Origin of the sequence: Clostridium frigoris, from assembly GCF_018861865.1 — a bacterium.
GTDB classification, from domain to species: Bacteria; Bacillota; Clostridia; order Clostridiales; family Clostridiaceae; genus Clostridium_AD; species Clostridium_AD frigoris.
Genome location: NZ_JAHLDV010000007.1, coordinates 21954 through 41612, shown reverse-complemented (window position 1 = coordinate 41612; position 19659 = coordinate 21954). Strand labels below are relative to the sequence as shown.

At 28.9% G+C, this 19659-nt stretch carries 16 protein-coding genes; 3 read left to right on the top strand and 13 right to left on the bottom strand.

Features of this window, described 5'->3' with window-relative positions; translation table 11 throughout:
- Positions 1–165: 165 nt before the first annotated feature.
- The gene (locus tag KPL37_RS05315; RefSeq protein ID WP_216146379.1) at positions 166–1620 is read right to left on the bottom strand and encodes a hypothetical protein; all 1455 of its coding nucleotides are present in this window, start codon (positions 1618–1620) and stop codon (positions 166–168) included.
- Positions 1621–1631: 11 nt separating this feature from the next.
- Positions 1632–3002 (bottom strand): MBOAT family O-acyltransferase, encoded by a 1371-nt coding sequence (locus KPL37_RS05310; protein ID WP_425514025.1) that lies wholly within the window; start codon positions 3000–3002, stop codon positions 1632–1634.
- 411 nt (positions 3003–3413) lie between these two features.
- Here KPL37_RS05310 and KPL37_RS05305 point away from each other — a divergent pair, with 411 nt between their 5' ends.
- Entirely contained in the window at positions 3414–3755 is a 342-nt protein-coding gene (locus KPL37_RS05305) for a hypothetical protein (RefSeq protein WP_216146377.1), read from the top strand.
- Between the two features lie 72 nt (positions 3756–3827).
- Here the strand turns inward: KPL37_RS05305 and KPL37_RS05300 are convergent, their stop codons facing one another.
- Positions 3828–3980 carry a helix-turn-helix domain-containing protein gene (locus KPL37_RS05300; RefSeq protein WP_216146464.1) on the bottom strand — a complete coding sequence of 51 codons (153 nt, stop codon included), beginning with the start codon at positions 3978–3980 and terminating at the stop codon, positions 3828–3830.
- Positions 3981–3988: 8 nt separating this feature from the next.
- The gene (locus tag KPL37_RS05295) at positions 3989–4741 is read right to left on the bottom strand and encodes an AraC family ligand binding domain-containing protein (RefSeq protein ID WP_216146376.1); all 753 of its coding nucleotides are present in this window, start codon (positions 4739–4741) and stop codon (positions 3989–3991) included.
- Positions 4742–5063: 322 nt separating this feature from the next.
- Here KPL37_RS05295 and KPL37_RS05290 point away from each other — a divergent pair, with 322 nt between their 5' ends.
- Positions 5064–7259, top strand: coding sequence for an alpha-galactosidase (locus KPL37_RS05290; RefSeq protein ID WP_216146375.1), 2196 nt, complete (start codon positions 5064–5066; stop codon positions 7257–7259).
- A gap of 59 nt (positions 7260–7318) precedes the next feature.
- On the opposite strand, the gene KPL37_RS05285 is transcribed toward KPL37_RS05290, so the two are convergent.
- From KPL37_RS05285 to KPL37_RS05245, 9 genes are all read right to left on the bottom strand, one after another.
- Positions 7319–8041, bottom strand: a complete 723-nt coding sequence (locus tag KPL37_RS05285) for a phosphatase (protein ID WP_216146374.1) — start codon at positions 8039–8041, stop codon at positions 7319–7321.
- Positions 8042–8257: 216 nt separating this feature from the next.
- Positions 8258–9280 (bottom strand): metal-dependent hydrolase, encoded by a 1023-nt coding sequence (locus KPL37_RS05280; RefSeq protein ID WP_216146373.1) that lies wholly within the window; start codon positions 9278–9280, stop codon positions 8258–8260.
- A gap of 86 nt (positions 9281–9366) precedes the next feature.
- Entirely contained in the window at positions 9367–10008 is a 642-nt protein-coding gene (locus KPL37_RS05275; protein ID WP_216146372.1) for a pentapeptide repeat-containing protein, read from the bottom strand.
- A gap of 199 nt (positions 10009–10207) precedes the next feature.
- On the bottom strand, positions 10208–11332 hold the full coding sequence (locus KPL37_RS05270) for a Ger(x)C family spore germination protein (RefSeq protein ID WP_216146371.1): 1125 nt from the start codon (positions 11330–11332) through the stop codon (positions 10208–10210).
- 62 nt (positions 11333–11394) lie between these two features.
- Positions 11395–12492, bottom strand: coding sequence for a GerAB/ArcD/ProY family transporter (locus tag KPL37_RS05265; protein ID WP_216146370.1), 1098 nt, complete (start codon positions 12490–12492; stop codon positions 11395–11397).
- Positions 12485–13972: a spore germination protein gene (locus tag KPL37_RS05260; protein ID WP_216146369.1), complete on the bottom strand. Its 1488-nt coding sequence runs from the start codon at positions 13970–13972 to the stop codon at positions 12485–12487. Before KPL37_RS05260 ends, KPL37_RS05265 begins: the two co-directional genes overlap by 8 nt.
- Before the next feature lie 162 nt (positions 13973–14134).
- Positions 14135–15970, bottom strand: a complete 1836-nt coding sequence (locus tag KPL37_RS05255; RefSeq protein ID WP_216146368.1) for an extracellular solute-binding protein — start codon at positions 15968–15970, stop codon at positions 14135–14137.
- Positions 15971–15972: 2 nt separating this feature from the next.
- Positions 15973–16863, bottom strand: a complete 891-nt coding sequence (locus KPL37_RS05250) for an ABC transporter permease (RefSeq protein WP_216146367.1) — start codon at positions 16861–16863, stop codon at positions 15973–15975.
- Between the two features lie 14 nt (positions 16864–16877).
- On the bottom strand, positions 16878–17963 hold the full coding sequence (locus KPL37_RS05245; protein ID WP_216146366.1) for an ABC transporter ATP-binding protein: 1086 nt from the start codon (positions 17961–17963) through the stop codon (positions 16878–16880).
- 404 nt (positions 17964–18367) lie between these two features.
- On the opposite strand from KPL37_RS05245, the gene KPL37_RS05240 reads away from it, so the two are divergent.
- Positions 18368–19657, top strand: a complete 1290-nt coding sequence (locus KPL37_RS05240) for an ATP phosphoribosyltransferase regulatory subunit (RefSeq protein WP_216146365.1) — start codon at positions 18368–18370, stop codon at positions 19655–19657.
- The last annotated feature ends 2 nt before the right edge of the window (positions 19658–19659 follow it).

The window sequence follows — 19659 nt, the reverse complement described above, 5'->3', positions numbered from 1 at the left end:
TAATGCATCTTCTAAATCGCTATTGTAACGACTCAGGAGATGATTTAATATAAGTATGGTAGATATACGCAAATAATATACATTTGTTATAAATTAAAAAGGAAAGCCTATGACATAAACTAGGCTTTCCTTTTTATATAGAAAATAACTATAAAAATTGATTTGTTATCTTTTAATTACACCGGTTGAATCTAAATAAATAGTATCTATAATTTTCTTAAGTGATTTATCATATACCACTATATTTAATCCAGTGTGTTTATTTAGAGTTTCAACTCCTTTTGTAACTATACTTGGCATATTTTTATCAGTACTTTGTGTTGTGATTTTAAAATTAGTATCTTTATCAAGTGTAAAATTTTTGGATAATTTAGACTGGCTAAATGTTTCTGATTCTACTTTGTTATTATTGATAATACCAAGGTAATTAGAAACAATATTATTTTTAGTGAAAGATTTTAAGCCTAATAAAGTTAATGAATCTTTTATAACAATATTTTTTGAAATATCTTCATTTGAGGTAGCCATTATAACATAATTTTTATCTTTTATTAATGAAATATAGTTTTTAATATTTGTTTCATTAGTGATGTCTATAGCTTTTTCAGAGCGAGAATAAAGAATATAATCAGAATTCCATTTTTTATACTTTTCATCATTACGATGATCTGTTAATTTATAATTTGTTTTCAAATATTTTCCTAAATACGATGTTGCTTTTTCCGAACCAAAGATATTTAAGTGACCAATGTTTGCCATATCTTTTTTAAAGTTAAATCCTAATTCCTTTGTTATTTTGTTATAATCAATAAATCGAATATTACTTACTTTTGAGATTTCTGCTACCTTATTAAACATTTCGGCAGGTTGGGCAGTCCAAACTTTTGATCCAGATGTTTGACTATAATCATGTGGAGCATTGGTGAAAATCAATTTGAATTTTTCCTTTTTAGATAAAGCAATCATTTTATTCAAATATTCTTCAGTTTTAGGTGGAAGAGCTACGGTTTCCGTAGTTTCAGAATTTGAAGTGTTTTCTTTGCCGTATAAGGCGTGACTAGCATTAAATCCTTTTCTATAATAAGTTTCATCAGTATCAAAATTAAAATCTGTTTCTGTTAGTTCTTTCCAACGATCATGATATTTAAAAATAGGAAAAAGATAATTGAGCCACTGGTCCCTTGGTGTAGTGTTAAGAATAGCTTGTATCTTATTCATAGAAAACTTAACGTTATCCAAAGCTGTCCTTATATAACCCTCATCACCAAATTTAGAAGTTGAACCTAAATAATATAAATCAACTACTACAACTGGATTGTTATGCTTTTTCAAAACTTCTTTTAATAAATAGTAGGTCACATCTATTGGTTGGCCTCCAGTAGCATAGTCAAAGCTTGTTATTCCAAACTGTTTCCATAATACGTTAGGATTTATTAAAGCATCCATATGGCTTGAACCTAATAACACAACATCAAATGAATCGCCTGTATTAGTATATAACCCTTGCGTAAGTTTAGCACGATGATTTGTCTTTATAATAAAAACGTAATTAAGGGTTATAATAAGTAGTAATAATATAATTACAAAACTAACCCCTTTTAAAAATAATTTTTTAAGCATGCAAGTTCCTCCTAAAATTGTGAATAGATAAACTGCTGCATGCTATATCCAGGACCATACAACCCAAAGATTAGAATGACTGCAACAGCACCTACATATGTTACCCATCTAAACATTATGTTTTGATTTGCTAGACTAGTTCGTAGATTTTTTGTTCGTCTCAATATATCTATGGTTAGAACTAGAAGTATACCAACAAGTGCAATTGAAAAATCTTTTAGATCTAATCCAAGTTCAAAAATAGAGCCATTAAGAAGTACCCAAGGATTAAAATAAAAGACGTTTCTAATTATTGTTATAGCAGTTGATAATGAACTAGCTTTAAAAAATATCCAAGCGAAATTCACAAGCATAAAGGTTATAAATACCTGAATGAATTTGAAACTAAATACTTCTGTTTTAATGTTAAAAGTCTTTATTACTCGTTTCTTGAAGTGTTTAGTAATATTTTCTATAATTTGATAAAGTCCGTGAAGTCCACCCCAAATAATAAAATTAAAGGTAGCTCCATGCCATAAACCGCTAACTAGGAACACTATCATAATATTACAAAGAGCTCTATATTTACCGCGTCTATTTCCACCTAATGGGAAATATAAATAATCCTTAAACCAGCTAGTTAGTGATATGTGCCAACGGCTCCAAAACTCCTTGATTGATTTTGACAAATAAGGTTGCTGAAAATTGTTTGTTACCTTAAAGCCTAGGACCTCTGCAGCACCTCTTGCTATATCTGAATAAGACATAAAATCACAATAAATTTGAAAAGTGAAAAACAATGTTGCTATAAAAGTTGTAAAACCCTTATAATGATTGGGGTTATTGTATACAGTATTAACAAGTACAGCTAATCTATCTGATATTACTATCTTAACGAAGACACCCCATAACATTAGCAATAGACCGTTTTTAATATTATCATAATTAAGAGTATGTTTTTCATCAAATTGATGTAACATATTCTTTGATTTTTCAATAGGACCGGCAACTATTGAAGGGAAGAATGATACAAATAGTGCGTATTTTCCTATGTTTTTCTCAGCGGGAACATCTTTTCTATAAACATCTACAGTATAGCTAAGGGCTTGAAGGGTATAAAACGATATACCCAAAGGTAGCAAATATTCAAAAGATGGAGCCTGATTTGAGATGTTAAACAAATGGAGTAATCGCGATAAACTATCATTGAAAAAATTATAATATTTGAACAAAAATAAGATACCTAAATTACTAGAAAAACTTGCAAACACCCACAATTTTTTAATTTGAGTAGATTTTTTTTTATTGCTTATTTTATTTGCATTTTCAATTAACAAACCACTTAAATATGTGATGATAGTTGATGTAGCTATTAATATTGCATATTTGGGATTTAAAACCATATAAAAGAAATAACTGCATATTAACAGCCAAACCCATCGAAATTTATGTGGAATTATATAATATAAAACAGAAACAATTAGAAAAAATATTAAAAACTTTATTGAAGTAAATTGCATTTATAAACCTTCTTTCCATTACGTAACAATAATTATAGACATAATACTACAAATTATATCTACCAAATTTATTATAACAGAATATGTATTATAATAACAACTAATAATAAGAAAATGATAGTTAAGTGTAAATGAAAAAGTATAGAGATATTATATTTTTTATAGAAAGCTTTGTATATATTATTTATTAAAAATATGCAATATAGTGACATTCAATTAAGTAGAATTTTTTTATAGTAATGGGAAACAATATAATAAATGTTGTAAAATATTAATTTTATTAGGAGGATTATTATGAATTATTTAAGAACATTTTCAAAAATCAATAAATATAAACAAAAAAAGCAAAAGGTAACCTTGGTAAAAGGTATTGCAATCTTTTCAGTTATAGGTATTGCAATAGGAGGATTTGCTACAAGGTTATTAGCTCAAAGTCATTTAGATGAGAAAAAAGAGGCTACGATTAATGGTGATTATAAAAATGGTAATGAAGATATAAACATTAAGAGAGATGAAATTAAACATACATTAGAAGAATTCGGAGATGAAGTTGTAGGGGATGTAGGAATGGCTATGGAGAAAGCACTTGAGGGCTTAGAAGATAAGAAACATAATGAGAATGAGATTAAAGAGTAGTGTAAGTATACAGAGATTAAATCCTAGATTTCACTTTTGATTTTGTGAACTAGGATTTTAATTATAACACGTTCACTGATGGTTACTTCTATAATATGAAGGACATTGTCCTATGATTTTTTTAAATTGCTTTGAAAAAACAAATTGATCAGAGTATCCGACAGAAGTAGATACTTGAGCTATTGATAAATCATGATTTGTTAAAAAGTGACATGCTTTTTCCATACGTATTTTTATAATATATTCAATAGGGGTTGTCCTAAAGTGGTTTTAAAGATGGTACATAAATATTTTCGACTTATACCGATGTATTCAGCCAAGCTGTTTACACTAATGTTATAACAAAAATTCACTTCAATATAATCTATAGCATTTTTTACATATTGTTCTATGCTTGACTTATAAAGGGTAACTGTATTTGGTTTAGGTGCTATTTCGATTAATTTAGCAAGAAACATATATAAATAAGCTAATCTAGATAAGTCAGTTTCTAAAGAAAATTTGGTGAAGCTGGCCATTTTTTGTATCATATCTTTAAAATAGTTGTCACTATCATAATAAAATATTGGGTTATCATAGCTAAGACCTGCATTGTGTATGATTTTTGGCACTTTTACTCCATTAAAACCAACCCAAAGATAATGCCAAGGGTCCTTTATATCTGCTTCGTAATATGTAATATGATCGGGGCAAATAACAAATGCATCTCCAGCTTCTAAAGCATATTGTTTTTTACCACATTTAAAAGTACCTTTTCCGCTAAGTATAAAATGTATTATAAAATGATTTCTAGCTACAGGACCCCAAAAATATCCACTTGAACATACCTCTTCTCCACAATCATAAAAATTTAAATCGGTATTAGTAAAATTATCACTTTCAACACACCATACTTCCATTTCATCACATCCTTTTAATGTATCTGTGGACATTATAACATATTTTGAAGACATGTAATCATTTACTTGTAAATAGTTAGAGTTCATAATAAAGATAGTAATTAACAGAGGTAAACACAGTTAGTCATTATATTTTCAGTGATTAACGAGTTTAATAATAATAAACTATTAATATTAAATTAAAATTAAGGAGGTTTAATTATGCTTAAAATACCATCTATATGAGTAAAAAGCATAAATGTTAGCCTGTGTATTGTGGAAGCAACACTTCCAAAGAATAAAGAAGATATAGTATTTAATGTAGATGAATTTCTGAAGAGATTATAACAGTAATCTTTTTATAAAGGAAACCTTTTTATAAAGGAAACCTTTTGGTTTCAATATATATAACGACTAGGGGGAAGACAAAATGCTAATTTCTTATTTTGAAGAAAATAAAATTTTTCATCTTAAAGCAAAAGACACAAGTTATATAATTCAAATAGTTGAATCAAAATATTTACAACATATTTACTGGGGTAAGAAAATCAGGGATTTTAAATTAGATTATTTGAAGCCTTTTAAAGGTGAGCAGTTAAATGGATTTATGTTTGCAAAGGATAACATAAAGGATTTTTCTTTAGATATTTTGCCACAAGAATATCCGTCATTTGGGAATACAGATTTGCGTTCACCAGCATACCAAATTCAATTTGAAGATGGTTCTACGATTTCAGATTTACAATACTTAAGTCATGAAATTTTTGCTGGAAAGAAAAAATTAAAAGGACTACCTAACACATATGTAGAAAAAGATGAAGAAGCTCAGACTTTAGAAATAACTTTAAAGGATGAATTAAGTGGCTTATTAGTAGTGCTAAGCTATACAGTATATAAAGATTATGACGTTATTACAAGATCTTCTAAGATAATCAATCCAAGCTCCAAAGAATTAAAGATATTGAGGGCATTAAGTGCTAGTGTGGATTTTAGTGATGATAATTTTGATTTACTACAATTATCAGGTGCTTGGTCAAAAGAAAGAAATATTATTAAAAGAGCTTTAGTTAGTGGAAACCAATCTATTGAAAGTAAAAGAGGCGCAAGTAGTCCACAGCAAAATCCATTTATAGCTTTAATGAGAAAAGATGCAGATGAAGATAAGGGAGAAGTTTACGGAATTAATTTGGTGTATAGTGGTAATTTTTTAGCTAATGTAGAGGTATGTCAATATGGAACCGCTAGAGTTCAAATAGGAATTAATCCATTTGATTTTAGTTGGCTTTTAAAACCAGGTGAAGAGTTTCAAACACCTGAGGTGGTGATGGTATATTCAGATACTGGACTTTCCAAAATGTCGCAAACTTTTCATAATTTGTATAGAAAACGTCTTTGTAGAGGAAGTTATAGAGATAAAGAAAGACCAATTCTTATAAACAATTGGGAAGCTACTTATTTTGATTTTAATGAAGAAAGTATAAAGAATATTGCAATAGAAGCTAAGAAACTTGGAGTAGAGTTATTTGTTTTAGATGATGGGTGGTTTGGAAATAGGAATGATGATACTACATCTCTTGGAGATTGGTATGTAAATAAAGAAAAGATCCCCAATGGACTTAAAAAACTTTCTCGAGATATAAATGAAATTGGTCTTAAGTTTGGATTGTGGTTTGAACCAGAAATGATTTCAGAGAATAGTGAGCTATATAGAGCACATCCAGATTGGTGTATACATGTTAAAGGAAGAGAACGATCACTTGGAAGAAATCAATTGGTTTTAGATTTATCTAGAACAGAAGTATGTGATGCTATAATTGAAATGTTATCAGAAAATCTTACAACCTATAACATATCATATGTGAAATGGGATATGAACAGGTTTATGTCAGAGGTTGGATCGAATGCATTAGATGCTAATAGACAAAGAGAAACTGCACATAGATATATGTTAGGACTTTATAGGGTAATGGAAGAATTAACAACAAAATTTCCAGAGGTTCTATTTGAAAGTTGTGCTAGTGGCGGTGGCAGATTTGACCCGGGAATGCTTTATTATATGCCTCAAACTTGGACAAGCGATGATACGGATGCAATAGAACGATTAAAAATTCAATATGGTACTAGCTTGGTTTATCCAAGTATAACGATGGGGTCCCATGTGTCTGCTGTTCCTAATCATCAATTGCATAGGATTACGCAACTAACAACAAGAGGTAATGTTGCAATGGGTGGAAACTTTGGATATGAATTAGATGTTATTAAGATGAATGATGAAGAAAAACAAACTGTAAAAAAACAAATTCATGATTATAAAGAAATTAGACATATAGTTCAATTTGGAGATTTTTACAGATTAATAAGTCCTTTTGAAAACAATGATGCTGCTTGGATGTTTATTTCAGAAAATAAGGAAGATGTGGTTGTAAGTTACTTTAAAAAATTAGCAGAATGTAATGTAAAATTAAAAGTTTTAAAGTTTAAAGGGCTAGATCCACAAATGAATTATAGAGTAATTGGTACAGATGAAATATATGGTGGGGATGAGCTAATGTATGCTGGAATGGTTGTACCACAACTTAAGGGAGATTTCACAAGCTACGTTTGGAGATTAAAAAAAATATTGTAATGTTTATATGTAAAAAGCAGCAGTTTAATTTAATTAAGCTGCTGATTTTTATTACTATATTATATGCTTTTTCCTTTTTCTTTAAGAAATTTCATTAAATTTTCTTTATTTGTATTAATAACAAGTTCTTCAGGCATAAGTATTTCTGTAAGTATTTTTTCTACAGCGATAAAATTTGCAATAGAATAACAGAAATGAGCATCACTATTTACAATAATCCTTACTCCAAATTTTTTGCAAAGCTTTACTATTTTAGTGCAGTTTTTGTCACTGCCAAGTCTTGAGCTTACAAAAGAACTATTATTTAGTTCTATCAGTATATTTTTTTCTTTTGCTTTTTTTATTATTTCTTCCTCATGTATAGGAAATTTAGGATTTCCTATATGCCCTAAAATGTTAACATATGGATTATCCATAGCCTTTAAAATAGTAGCTGTATTTAAATCTGCACTTTTTCCTCCTTCCATTAAAGGTTCATGCATGCTTATTATCATTATGTCAAGACCATTTTGAATTTCTACTGGAATATCAAGATTACCTTCATAATCAATTATATTAGCTTCACATCCGTAAAGCATTTTAACACCGAATAATTCTCTTGGGAGTACTTTGAAATTTCCGAAATACCAAAGATCAGGTGCACCTGGCATATTAGGACCATGATCTGTAGTTCCTAATATTTTAAGACCTATTTCACTAGCATATTTTGCATTTTCAATTAAAGTACTATATGCATGGCCGCTAACTATAGTATGGGTATGTAAATCAGCTACAAATTTCATAAAATTTCTCCTCTCATTTGTTCATTTGTATATATTTAATTGTATACCAAAATTGAGACTTATGGGTAAAGCAACGCTATTTTTTATAAATTTATTTAAAGAAGTTATTTCTATCTGTTGAAGAATAAATGATATTTATAACATCTATGACGATTTAAATGATTTAATATTATATAAAATTTAAAAACAAAAGATATATAAATAATAAAGTTTTGTTTAAATTATTTTAAATTGTCCACCATAAACATTGAAACTTACTACAAATATAATAAATAATATTATAATATAGATTACTTCAAACAAATTTCCAACATCAGAGCCTGTAGTAATATGAGGCGGTAATTTAAGTTTAAACTTGCCTATTTTTTGAAATACATAAACAAAATTATTACGAATCCCTATTTTTTTTAATAACTCCGCAATAAACCTTGGTGTGGAAAGGAGTGGTATGCCTTCCTTTGTAAATATATCACCCCAATAAATATGACTTATATATCCAACAAAAAAACATCCAGTTAAATATTCGTAGCCTAGTTTCTTAAAAATATATGAAGCAGAAATAGTAAAAATAATTACTCCCTCTATTGAGTGCAAAAAACTTCTATGAGGGAAAACTGCGATACATATTAATAAGAGACAAATAATATAAATGAAAATATCATTTGTGTTGGCTATATTGTATAACACTAATATAAAGCTCGCGCCAATATATGTTAAGAACATAGTTGTTCTTTTAAAAGTATTTGATCCTTTATTTATTAAAAATGATAATTTCTTATAAACTAACCCAAGTATAGGAATTTTTTTATAAGTTTTATCATTAGCTATACCTATAACCATAAAAATGAAAGCCATAAAGTATGTACAGAATTTAGCATAGTTACCTATATACGTTATGGTTGTTAATTGTGCTATAATCTTTGCTGAATATATTAGAGTTAGTGCGCAGAGCACAACACTAAGAGATAATCTTAACAATAACTTTAATAACTTTTCTGTGTCATTTGTTACTATATTACTTGTACCTATAAGTGGGTTCATATGGTTTATCTTACTGTTTTGACTATCAGCATCAACAAGTAATCCTGAAAGACATGCAGTGCCAAGACCTATAAAGCTTATTCCCATTGGAATATGAATATATCTATTATTGAATAATGTCATTGAGTTTATTATGGGTACTGTTGCTACTATTGCGTATGATAACATTGCTATCTTCTGATGTGACCGCCCATTCATCTTTTGTTCTCCTTACTAATTTTGATGTCATTATAATATTACTTTATAATTTATATTATGTTAAAATGATTTATTTTAATATGTAGTTATAGATTGTTTTTTATATATTTTATTATGTAACTTAATGTGTGAAAATCACAATTCAAATCATCACTAACAATATTTAATCCTTTAATCAAAGTTTCTTCATCAAAGTTTTCTAGTAATATCATTACATTTATTATATTAATATCACCAGTTTTTGTATCAAGTACTCTTGCCGCTTTTACATATTTATTTTTCATTACTTTTAAAATAGCAAAACGAAGATTATCACTAATTTCTAATTCGGGTATTTCATCAAAAATTCTTATTTCTGAATTTTTAAGGCTTAAATTTTTAGCTTTATGAACATCGGTTAACAAAAATATAGTGTTTTTAAATTCTGCATCTTTAAAATCTGCTCCATCTAAATTTGTAGAATCAAATAAAGTATTTTCAAATACAGTGTTTTGAAAATCGCTGTCCTTTAAATTTGTTCCGATAAATTCGGCACATTTAAATGTACATTCAAGAAATACGCATGATTTAAAGTGAGCTCCTCTAAAGTTAACATAATTGAAATTTGAATCTGAAAAATCACTATTGTAGCAATTGCTTCTTTCAAGATTTTTATACATAAAGTTTTTTCCTGTTTTTTCTATATTGTTATAATTAAAATTACCTTTAACACTTCTATTTGTAGCCATTATTTGCCTCCCTTAAATTGATAAATATCAAAAAACTTCTAGCCAATTTTAAAAAGTGGGTAGAAGTTTTTTATTTCACTATAAATATTATACACAATTTCAATAAAAGTCAATCTTTTATTAATAAATATTGATTAAAGTCTATAAATACAGGCGAATACTTATATTTATAGTTAGAATTAATTTAAAACTCTATTATTTATTTGTTTTTATATAAAAATTGGCCTCTTCCAAGACTATCAACCTTAACAGTTACATTAACTGTAATATCTGCATTACAAACAACGTCATTCCAATCAGTTTTAGGATTCCGCCCAAAAGCAGCTGCAGCATCACGACCTAACTCTAGGCAGTCTGTTTTATACTGATTTTGCATCTTATATATAAATTTAGTACACTTTTTTTTCGTTTCGTCTTCTAATTCGTGAGTGTATTTTTCTACGGTTTTGGTATTATTCATAAAATCGTAATAAAGAGTATTATTTGCTACCTTGCCTTTAAATTCCATATCAATATTAAATTTATATTTACCATTGATTTTTTTACAGTGCACCTTTCTTTTCACTTCTCCATAAGTTGATATCCAGTGTGATGAATCCTTTTGAAATGTTAATATTCCTTTAACTTTATTGTTCCTTAAAAAATTCATATATCTGGCTTCTTCCATTGGTATTTTTGTTACCATTTTGTCTTTATTAAAAACAGCCATGCCGCTTATTGTAATTCTTTTGTTTAATATTTCTAAGTAAGGAATAACTAGATCTCGTCCTTCTGAATTTACTCGTACATACATATCAACAACTTTATAGTCTTTAGACATGAAATTTTGGTTTTTAGAGCTTTCTATCATATCGTTAATATGATCTGCTGAAGTTGGAGCATCATTAACTTTGAATTTTAACATATCAATGGCCTTATCTTTACAGACAACAAGCCATGCAGCATCATTCAATTCTTGATTCGCCATCAATATATCAATAAGGTGATTTATGCCAGAAGTTGCAAAGGATTCACTAAAAATAAATACTTTTTGCAATCCAAGAAAGTATAATTTACCACTGATAGGTTGCCTGGTTGATCTGGTATCAGCAATAGTTTTTCCGGTACCCTCCAATATGTCACTTGAAATTTCATCTTTTTTATTGAAATTATATATACTTGAAACAATGCTATATTCATTTAAAGGACGACTTGTTATGAGGTCCAATGATATACCTGATGAAATACCTATATCTTCTATCGGAACACTACCTTCACTTGAATTAAATATGATATATATAATTATACATGAAATAGATATTATTAATAAACTATATCTTTTCATTTATAGTGTCTCCTCCTTTTTTTACAAAGTATATGATATAAGAGATACTCTCATACTTACGGTTAATTTTTTTCAATATGATTAAGTTTATTTTTATCTATTAAAAGAGTTAATAATGCAATTATGGTCACATAAGCAATATTGAATAAGGTTATCCAAGGCATAGCCATGCCCAAAATTTCTTTTCTGATTACTTCATTTCCAATTAACATTGGAAAAACAAAAATAATTGGTAATAATAAAAAGCAAGTTGTTTTTCTTTTGAATTTTGTAATATTATTTAATATTTTAGTTGAAGCATAAAATTGAACAGATGTAGTTTTATATGCCATAATAACTAATGTAATGATGTTTATATATCTAAAATTATTTATAACAGGTATTTTAAAGGATTCAGCTACGAAGGAAAATGGCCATATTTGTTTTGATACTAAATCAGGTCCAGAAAAATAAATAGATGTAAAAACTACCCAGGTATGAAAGAAAATTATTACAAAAGTGCTTACTAAAGCAGCTTTTAATATATCTTTTTTTTGTTGTACATAGGGATATATTATTAAGAGTAATTCCATATTTGCATAAGCAAAGGCAGATTTTACGCTTCCTTCTAAAATCTTAGGGACACCTGTTCCAAAAAAAGGTTTTACATTTAATATACTAGAGGACTTAAAGGTTACTGTTGATGCCACTATTATAAGACATATTAAAAAAAATGTTATAGTAGTAAATCTGGCTAATACCTTTAAACCTTTAATTGAAGCATAACAAGCAATAGTCGCGAAAAGCATAACCATCTTAAAATGTGGAATAAAATACATACTATACGCTCTTAATAGATTGCTTGCACCAGAAATAACTAATACTGCATAGAATAAAAACTGGAGCATAAACAATAAGTTTAAAAAATTTCCTATTATTTTTCCAAAAAATGCTTTACTTAAATTCATAATGTTACTATTAGGATATTTCTTTATTATTATTCCTCCGATTAGAACAATATATAATGGATATATCCCACCTATAATGGTAGAAATCCACCCATCTTGTTTTGAAATACTTACTATATCTGCAGGTAGACTAGTGACACCTATACCTACGATACAGCCAACCAAGATGAAAAAAAGCTCAGTTGCGGTTATTAGCTTGTTTTTTTTATTCATCTTTTTTTCTCCTAAATTTATATCTGAAATTATTTTGTCTTTTATTATTCTGGTCTGAAACTATTGATGGACGAGTATTCATTTTCCATAATGGTGCTCTAGTAAAAGTATCCTTTAAATCATCTTTTTTAAAGTCCATATATGGAACCCCGAAATTCTCTAAGGAGGATAAATGGATGATAAGAAAAGTAAATCCTGTAGCAATACCCATTATACCCATAGCATTTGCTAAAAATAACATTGGGAATCTTAACAGCCTTATAGAGAGAGACATATCAACAGCGGGCACTACGAAAGAAGCAACAACCGTGATGCCAACTACAAGCAGTGTAGTTGGACTTACCATTTTTGATTCTACTATAGCATTTCCTATAATAATGCCTCCAACTATACTTACAGTCTGTGCTATTTTCGAGGGAAGCCTCAAGCCTCCTTCTCTTAAAATTTCCATTAATAGTTCCAATATAAGTATTTCCATAAAGGGGGTAAGAGATATTCCTATTCGCGATTGTACTATAGGAATAACAAATTGAACGGGTATAAGTTCAGCATTATACTTAATTAATGTTAAATAAACAGAAGGAAGTGTAATTACCAATAAAACTGTTAATATTCTAAGAAGTCTTATAAAATTTGCAGATATTGTTTTTTCGTTATAATCTTCAACAGTGTGAAAAAATTCAATAAATATAGATGGTAATGTTACGACAAATGGTGTGCCATTTAAAATTAAAGCAATTCTTCCTTCCATAATATTTGCAGTCACTCTATCTGGTCTCTCTGTGGCTAGGGCCATAGGGAAAATACTGTATGGATTCTCATCTATAAACTCTAGCAATATCCCAACTCCGATAATAGAATCTACGTCTATTGCATTTATTCTATTCTTTAGTTCATCTAGAACTTCAGTATCAACTAAATCTTTAATATATACTAAGGCTAAATCTGTTTGGGTCCGTCTTCCAACAATAAATTTTTCAATGGAAAGGTTTGAATCTTTTATTTTTCTACGGAGCAAACTTATATTAACTTCTAAACTTTCTACAAAACCATCTCTGGACCCCCTAAGGGATATTTCATTGGTCGGGTCAGATATCTTTCTTATTTCGCCACCAGTTGTATCGATTATAATGTAATCTTTTATATTTTCAATTATAAATAAAGTATTGCCATTTTTAATCTCTTTAGAAACTTGATCAATATTATCTTTGACAAAAGAACATTCTGCAGTGATGTAATTACTACACAAAAAGCTGGGCGTATTGCTATCTAAGGCTATGGAACTTGGTATTTGAAGCATTAAAGGATTAAGAATATCCCTATTAATAACATTTTTATCTACTAGACCATCAATATATATAATAGCTCCTTGTATTGATGGGTTTTTACCAATTGCTATATTCTTGACTTTAATTGGAGCTGTTGGTCCTAAAAAGTCTATTATATTATTTATTTTAGAATCAATTTTCTCGATTTTCATATATATCACCTTTATAGTATATTTTTCATTAAACATAATGATAATAATAGTGTATCCTTTGAAAAAAATAGTATGCAGATGATATTGAAGGTGTATAATTTCGAATAAAAAAATGGTGAATAATAAAGTGGCTAGGGTTTTAAAAAAACCTAGCCACTTTACTTATTTAACTTCTGTCCATATCTTATCTAAATCTGTTACTGATTTTCCTATATCTTTTAAGTATTCACCCTTTTTCACAACTTCTTTTGGAGGATAAACGGCTTTATCATTTAGTATTTTTTTATCGATATATTTGTATGCTGCTACATTAGGATTTCCATAAGGGAAGTTATGAGAAATCTCAGCACTTATTTCAGGCTGCATTATAAAATTCATAAAAAGCTGCGCTGCTTTAACATTTTTCGCAGCTTTGGGAATTACAAAGTTATCTTGTTGAAGAAATAGTCCTTCTTTTGGGATTACGTATTTTATATTTGGGTTTTCACTATGAGCCAGATTCCCCTCTGCTCCCCAGGCGAACATTGCTTTTGATTCTCCATTTATAAGACTTGTTTTAGGACTATCACTATCATAAGATTTTATGTTAGGCTGAAGTTTTATAAGTGCATCTTTTGCTTTTTTAAGAGCTACTGGATTAGTCTCATTTAGTGGATATCCAAGCATCTTAAGCGTCATTCCAATTATAGCTCTCTCATCATCAAGTACAGTTAAAGAATTTTTAAATTCAGGTTTCCAAAGATCCTTATATCCCTTTATTGTGCCTTCAGAGATTTTTGAACTGTCATAGGAGATTACCCCTGCAAGCCACATATAGGGGACACTATATTTATTACCTCGATCAAAGGGGAGGTTTAAATATTGAGGTCCTATATTGCTTAAATTTGTTAAACTAGCTTTATTTATCGGGGTTATAAGTTCTTGTTTACTTAATATTTCAACCATAAAATCACTAGCTACTGTTAGATCGTAATTTCCACCACCAGCCATAATTTTTGCCAGCATTTCTTCATTTGATGAAAAAGTACTATAATTTACTTTAATATTATAGGTTTGTTCAAATTTATCTATAACGGATTGTGGTAAATATTCAGACCAGTTAAAAACATTTAAAACTTCCTTAGGCTCCGCATTGTGTTTAGCATAAGTGAATATACCACCACTAATACTTCCAAACACAATAAAAATGGAAGTTATTATAGCTTCAATCTTTTTAATATTTACATTTACATTTCTAATTAAAAGTGCAAAACAAATTATTATAATAGTTAAAAATATTAGTAGTGTTGAAAGAGCATTAATTTCAGGTGTAACACCAAATTTTACCATAGAAAAAACTTTAAGAGGCAAGGTGACACTGCCAGGTCCAGCTACAAAAAAACTAATTATTACATCATCAAGAGATAAAGTAAAAGCAAGTAATGCGCCTGCAATAACACCTGGCATAATAATCGGTAGAGTTATATTAGAAAAAGTTTTTGTAGGCGTAGCGTAAAGATCCATAGCAACTTCTTCAACAGAACTATCGAAGCCGTCAAGTCTAGTTTTAACCACGGCTACAACATAAGCTATGCTGAAAGTAACATGGGCAATAATTAGAGATACTCTACCTAAAGGGATCTTTGCTATAGAAAAAAAAGCAAGTAGGGATATACCCATAACTATTTCAGGTATAACTAAAGGGACATAAAGTATCGCGTCAACCAACTTTTTAGCGCGAAATTTGTATCTATACATTCCAATGGCAGCCAAGGTTCCTATAATTACAGAAATTATTGTACTAATTATAGCTATAATAAATGAGTTTTTAACAGCATCTAATATGCTGGCATTATGGAGTAGATTACCATACCATTTAAATGTGAACCCGGTCCAAACTACATTTAATTTTGACTGGTTAAAGGAAAATCCGATAAGTACTATAATAGGTATGTATAAAAACATAAATATTAGAATCAAATATAAAAATTTCAGCGAATTTATTTTTTTGTTTTTCATTTTTATAATACCTCCTTAGTTCCTTTAGTTCCAGTTAGTTTTGTGCTATATAAAATAACAGATAACATAACAATTATTAAAATAACTGATATAGCAGAACCAAAGGGCCAATCTCTTGCAGTAAGGAACTGATTTTTGATTAGATTACTCATAAGGATTACCTTACTACCTCCCATAAGGTCAGTTACAAAGAAAAGTCCAAGGGTAGGAATAAAAACTAAAATAGAACCTGATACGATACCACCTTTAGTAAGTGGAATAATAATTTTAATGAATTTATAAAATGGACTGGCTCCAAGGTCAGATGCAGCATCTAATATTTTCTTGTCAAGTTTTTCTATGGAAGTATATAAAGGAAGAACCATAAATGGAAACATCATGTATAGCATACCAATCATAACCGCAAAATTGTTATACATTAAATTAAGAGGTATATTTATAATATGAAAGTGTAATAGTAGTGTATTTATTATTCCTTCTGTTTTAAGCAACACTATTATTGCATAGGTCCTAACTAATGAGTTAGTCCAAAATGGGAGTATTATTAGTAAAAGTAATAGGGGTTTATATTTTTTATTAACATTTGCTATTATGTATGCAAAAGGATATCCGAAAATTAAACATAACATAGTAGTATAGATAGCTATTAGGAGTGATTTAAGAAAAATATTAATATAAAGAGGGTCTAAAAGCCTTATATAGTTTCCTAAAGTAAACTTATATATGATGTTACCAACTTCGCCTCTAGTAGAAAAACTTACTACAACTATAAATAAAAGTGGCATAACAAAAAATACTATCAGCCATAGGAGAGCAGGGGAAATTGTTGTTAAATATTTTAGATTTAAGGTTAAATATTTATTTATAGAATTTCTTAATTTCTTATTTTTCATTTGCTAAACTTCCTTTATTCCTTAATAACTATAGTATGATTAGGATTCCATGTTACAAAATAATTTTTTGTCTCATTTAGAAATACAAAATTTTGTCCTATTGGCTCATTAACTATAATTTCTTTATTGTCTTTAAGAAGCATAATAACTTTAATGGTTGAACCTACATAAATTCTTTCTTTGAATTTACAAATTAACCAAACGTCACCTTCTTCAACAATTTCTTTTATTTTAATCCTTTCAGGTCTAACAGAAACTATAAATTTATCACCTAAATTATAATTATTGTTAGGTATCCTAATTATATCTTCTTCTTCATAAAGCTTAAGCAAAACTTCGTTTTCCTTTAATTTAATAATCTCACCTTCTAAGATATTTGTCTCTCCTAAAAAGTTAGCTACAAATTTAGTTGTAGGATGCTCATAAAGTTCTTCAGGTGTCCCAATTTGTTCAATAACACCACTGTTCATAACAACTATTCGGTCAGACATTGTCAACGCCTCTTCCTGATCATGTGTCACAAAAATAAAGGTTATTCCAAGAATTTTTTGAAGATGCTTAAGCTCTAATTGCATTTGTTTACGCAGTTTTAAATCAAGTGCACCTAGGGGCTCATCTAAAAGAAGAACTTTTGGTTTGTTTACGATAGCTCTTGCTATAGCAACACGTTGCATTTGTCCACCACTTAGCATAGAGGGCATCCTATTTTCAAAACCTTCAAGTTGAACCATTTTTAACATCTTGTTTACATTATCTTTTATTTCACTCTTTGGAATCTTTTTCATTTTAAGACCAAAGGCTATATTATCATAGATATTCATATGAGGAAATAATGCATAGTTTTGAAATACCGTGTTAACACACCTAAGATAAGGTGGTTTTTGCGTAATATTTTCTCCATCGATTACAATTTCGCCACTTGTAGGTAATTCAAAACCTGCAATCATTCTTAAGGTAGTAGTTTTTCCACAACCACTTGGTCCGAGCAGGGTTAAAAATTCACCTTGCCTAATATCAAGATCTAAGTTTTTAATGATAGGATTATCTTGATTAAAACTCTTACAAATATTTAACAATTGAACGAAAACACCTTTTGGCACACCGTAACAGCTCCTTTTTAGCAAAATGCTATATATGATTAAAATTTTTTATTGAAATTTATAATTATGCATTATCTTGAATAATAATGACTTTATGAATAATAGCACAATAAATTTTAAATATCAATAACTTGATATTATATTGTAGGGAAAGTTTTAATACAATGTATGAAAATTTTGTATTAAACGTAGAATGGAGAGTGGGTGAATGATATAATTGCCCTATAAAGAAGTTTGGATTAAAGAAATAATTTAAAATACAAACATCAATTGTTGTAATTTTTCGAAATTATAGAAATTTTAAAAAATTAACAGTTGACTTACCCATAAAAAGATGGTAATATTTTAACAAGATGAAGCGTTAAAGTGATAAAGTAATAAAGTGAAATTGGGGGATTGGAATTATGAATAATTGGAAAAGACACATACCGGAAGGTTCAAGAGATATACTTTTTGAGGATTGTAATAATAAAATTAAGATTATAGATACACTTAGGAACTTGTATATAAGTACTGGTTATTTAGAAGTAATATCTCCAACACTAGAATTTTATGATGTGTTTCAGGGAGATGACGTATCAATTGAACAGGAAAAAATGTATAAGCTTTTTGATAATGCAGGAAGGATATTAGTGCTAAGGCCAGATATGACTATGCCAATAGCGAGAATTGCTGCGACAAAGCTTCGTGATTCAGCATACCCACTTCGAATATGTTATAGCGGCAATATATTTAGAATAAATGAAGACTGGAATGGAAAGGTTAGTGAAATGACCCAATCGGGGATTGAAATAATTGGAAGTGAAAGCCCAAAAGCAGATGCAGAAGTAATAATAACTGCTATTTCAGCTTTACTTGCTATAGGAGTAAAAAAATTTGAACTCGAAATTGGTCAAGCAGAGTTTTTCAAGGGCCTTATTGAAGATATAGAGCTTGATTATGAAGAAATGGAAAGATTAAGGGGTCTTGTTGAAAATAAGAACTTTGGAGCTTTAAGAGAATTTATAGATGATAAAGAAGCAACATTTGGTATAGTAAATCTAGAGGCTTTGAAAAAATTGCCAGAGTTGTTTGGTGGAATTGAAGTACTTTGCGCTGCGAGAATGTTAACTCAAAATAGGAGAGCGCTTGCAGCACTTGATACTATCGAGAAAATTTATGAGCGTATAGTAAGTGTAGGACTTGGTGAATATATTTCTATTGATTTAGGAATGGTACAGCATATTGATTATTATACAGGGATAACTTTTAGAGGATATAGTAGTGAAGTAGGAACGACAATCATTAGTGGAGGAAGGTATGATAACCTAATATCAAAATTTGGTGCATCAATGCCAGCAGTTGGATTTGCCATAGATGTGGACAATATTCAATCTGTACTTTCAAAGCAAGGTAATGATAATGAGAAGGCTAATGAAAAATTCATGATTTATTTTGAAAATTCTTTAGTAGCATGTGCATATAAGGTTGCAGAGAAAATTAGAGTTAAAGGGTTTAACACTGAATTAAGTTTATTTGAAGAAAAGGAAAAAGCTTTAATTTATGCACAGCAAAAGGGAATAGATAAAATGATTTGTATATTAGAGGATGATAAAATTGAATTAATAGAAACTAAAAGTAAAAAAAGCTTTAAGACAAGTTCTGAAAAATTTATTAATGGTTTAGATATGTTTATTAATATTTTGGGGGAATAACT

Coding starts and splice junctions, on each gene's coding strand:
- KPL37_RS05315 (WP_216146379.1), bottom strand. CDS start 1,620: ATGCTTAAAAAATTATTTTTAAAAGGGGTTAGTTTTGTAATTATATTA.
- KPL37_RS05310 (WP_425514025.1), bottom strand. CDS start 3,002: ATGGTTTTAAATCCCAAATATGCAATATTAATAGCTACATCAACTATC.
- KPL37_RS05305 (WP_216146377.1), top strand. CDS start 3,414: ATGAATTATTTAAGAACATTTTCAAAAATCAATAAATATAAACAAAAA.
- KPL37_RS05300 (WP_216146464.1), bottom strand. CDS start 3,980: ATGGAAAAAGCATGTCACTTTTTAACAAATCATGATTTATCAATAGCT.
- KPL37_RS05295 (WP_216146376.1), bottom strand. CDS start 4,741: ATGAACTCTAACTATTTACAAGTAAATGATTACATGTCTTCAAAATAT.
- KPL37_RS05290 (WP_216146375.1), top strand. CDS start 5,064: ATGCTAATTTCTTATTTTGAAGAAAATAAAATTTTTCATCTTAAAGCA.
- KPL37_RS05285 (WP_216146374.1), bottom strand. CDS start 8,041: ATGAAATTTGTAGCTGATTTACATACCCATACTATAGTTAGCGGCCAT.
- KPL37_RS05280 (WP_216146373.1), bottom strand. CDS start 9,280: ATGAATGGGCGGTCACATCAGAAGATAGCAATGTTATCATACGCAATA.
- KPL37_RS05275 (WP_216146372.1), bottom strand. CDS start 10,008: ATGGCTACAAATAGAAGTGTTAAAGGTAATTTTAATTATAACAATATA.
- KPL37_RS05270 (WP_216146371.1), bottom strand. CDS start 11,332: ATGAAAAGATATAGTTTATTAATAATATCTATTTCATGTATAATTATA.
- KPL37_RS05265 (WP_216146370.1), bottom strand. CDS start 12,492: ATGAATAAAAAAAACAAGCTAATAACCGCAACTGAGCTTTTTTTCATC.
- KPL37_RS05260 (WP_216146369.1), bottom strand. CDS start 13,972: ATGAAAATCGAGAAAATTGATTCTAAAATAAATAATATAATAGACTTT.
- KPL37_RS05255 (WP_216146368.1), bottom strand. CDS start 15,970: ATGAAAAACAAAAAAATAAATTCGCTGAAATTTTTATATTTGATTCTA.
- KPL37_RS05250 (WP_216146367.1), bottom strand. CDS start 16,863: ATGAAAAATAAGAAATTAAGAAATTCTATAAATAAATATTTAACCTTA.
- KPL37_RS05240 (WP_216146365.1), top strand. CDS start 18,368: ATGAATAATTGGAAAAGACACATACCGGAAGGTTCAAGAGATATACTT.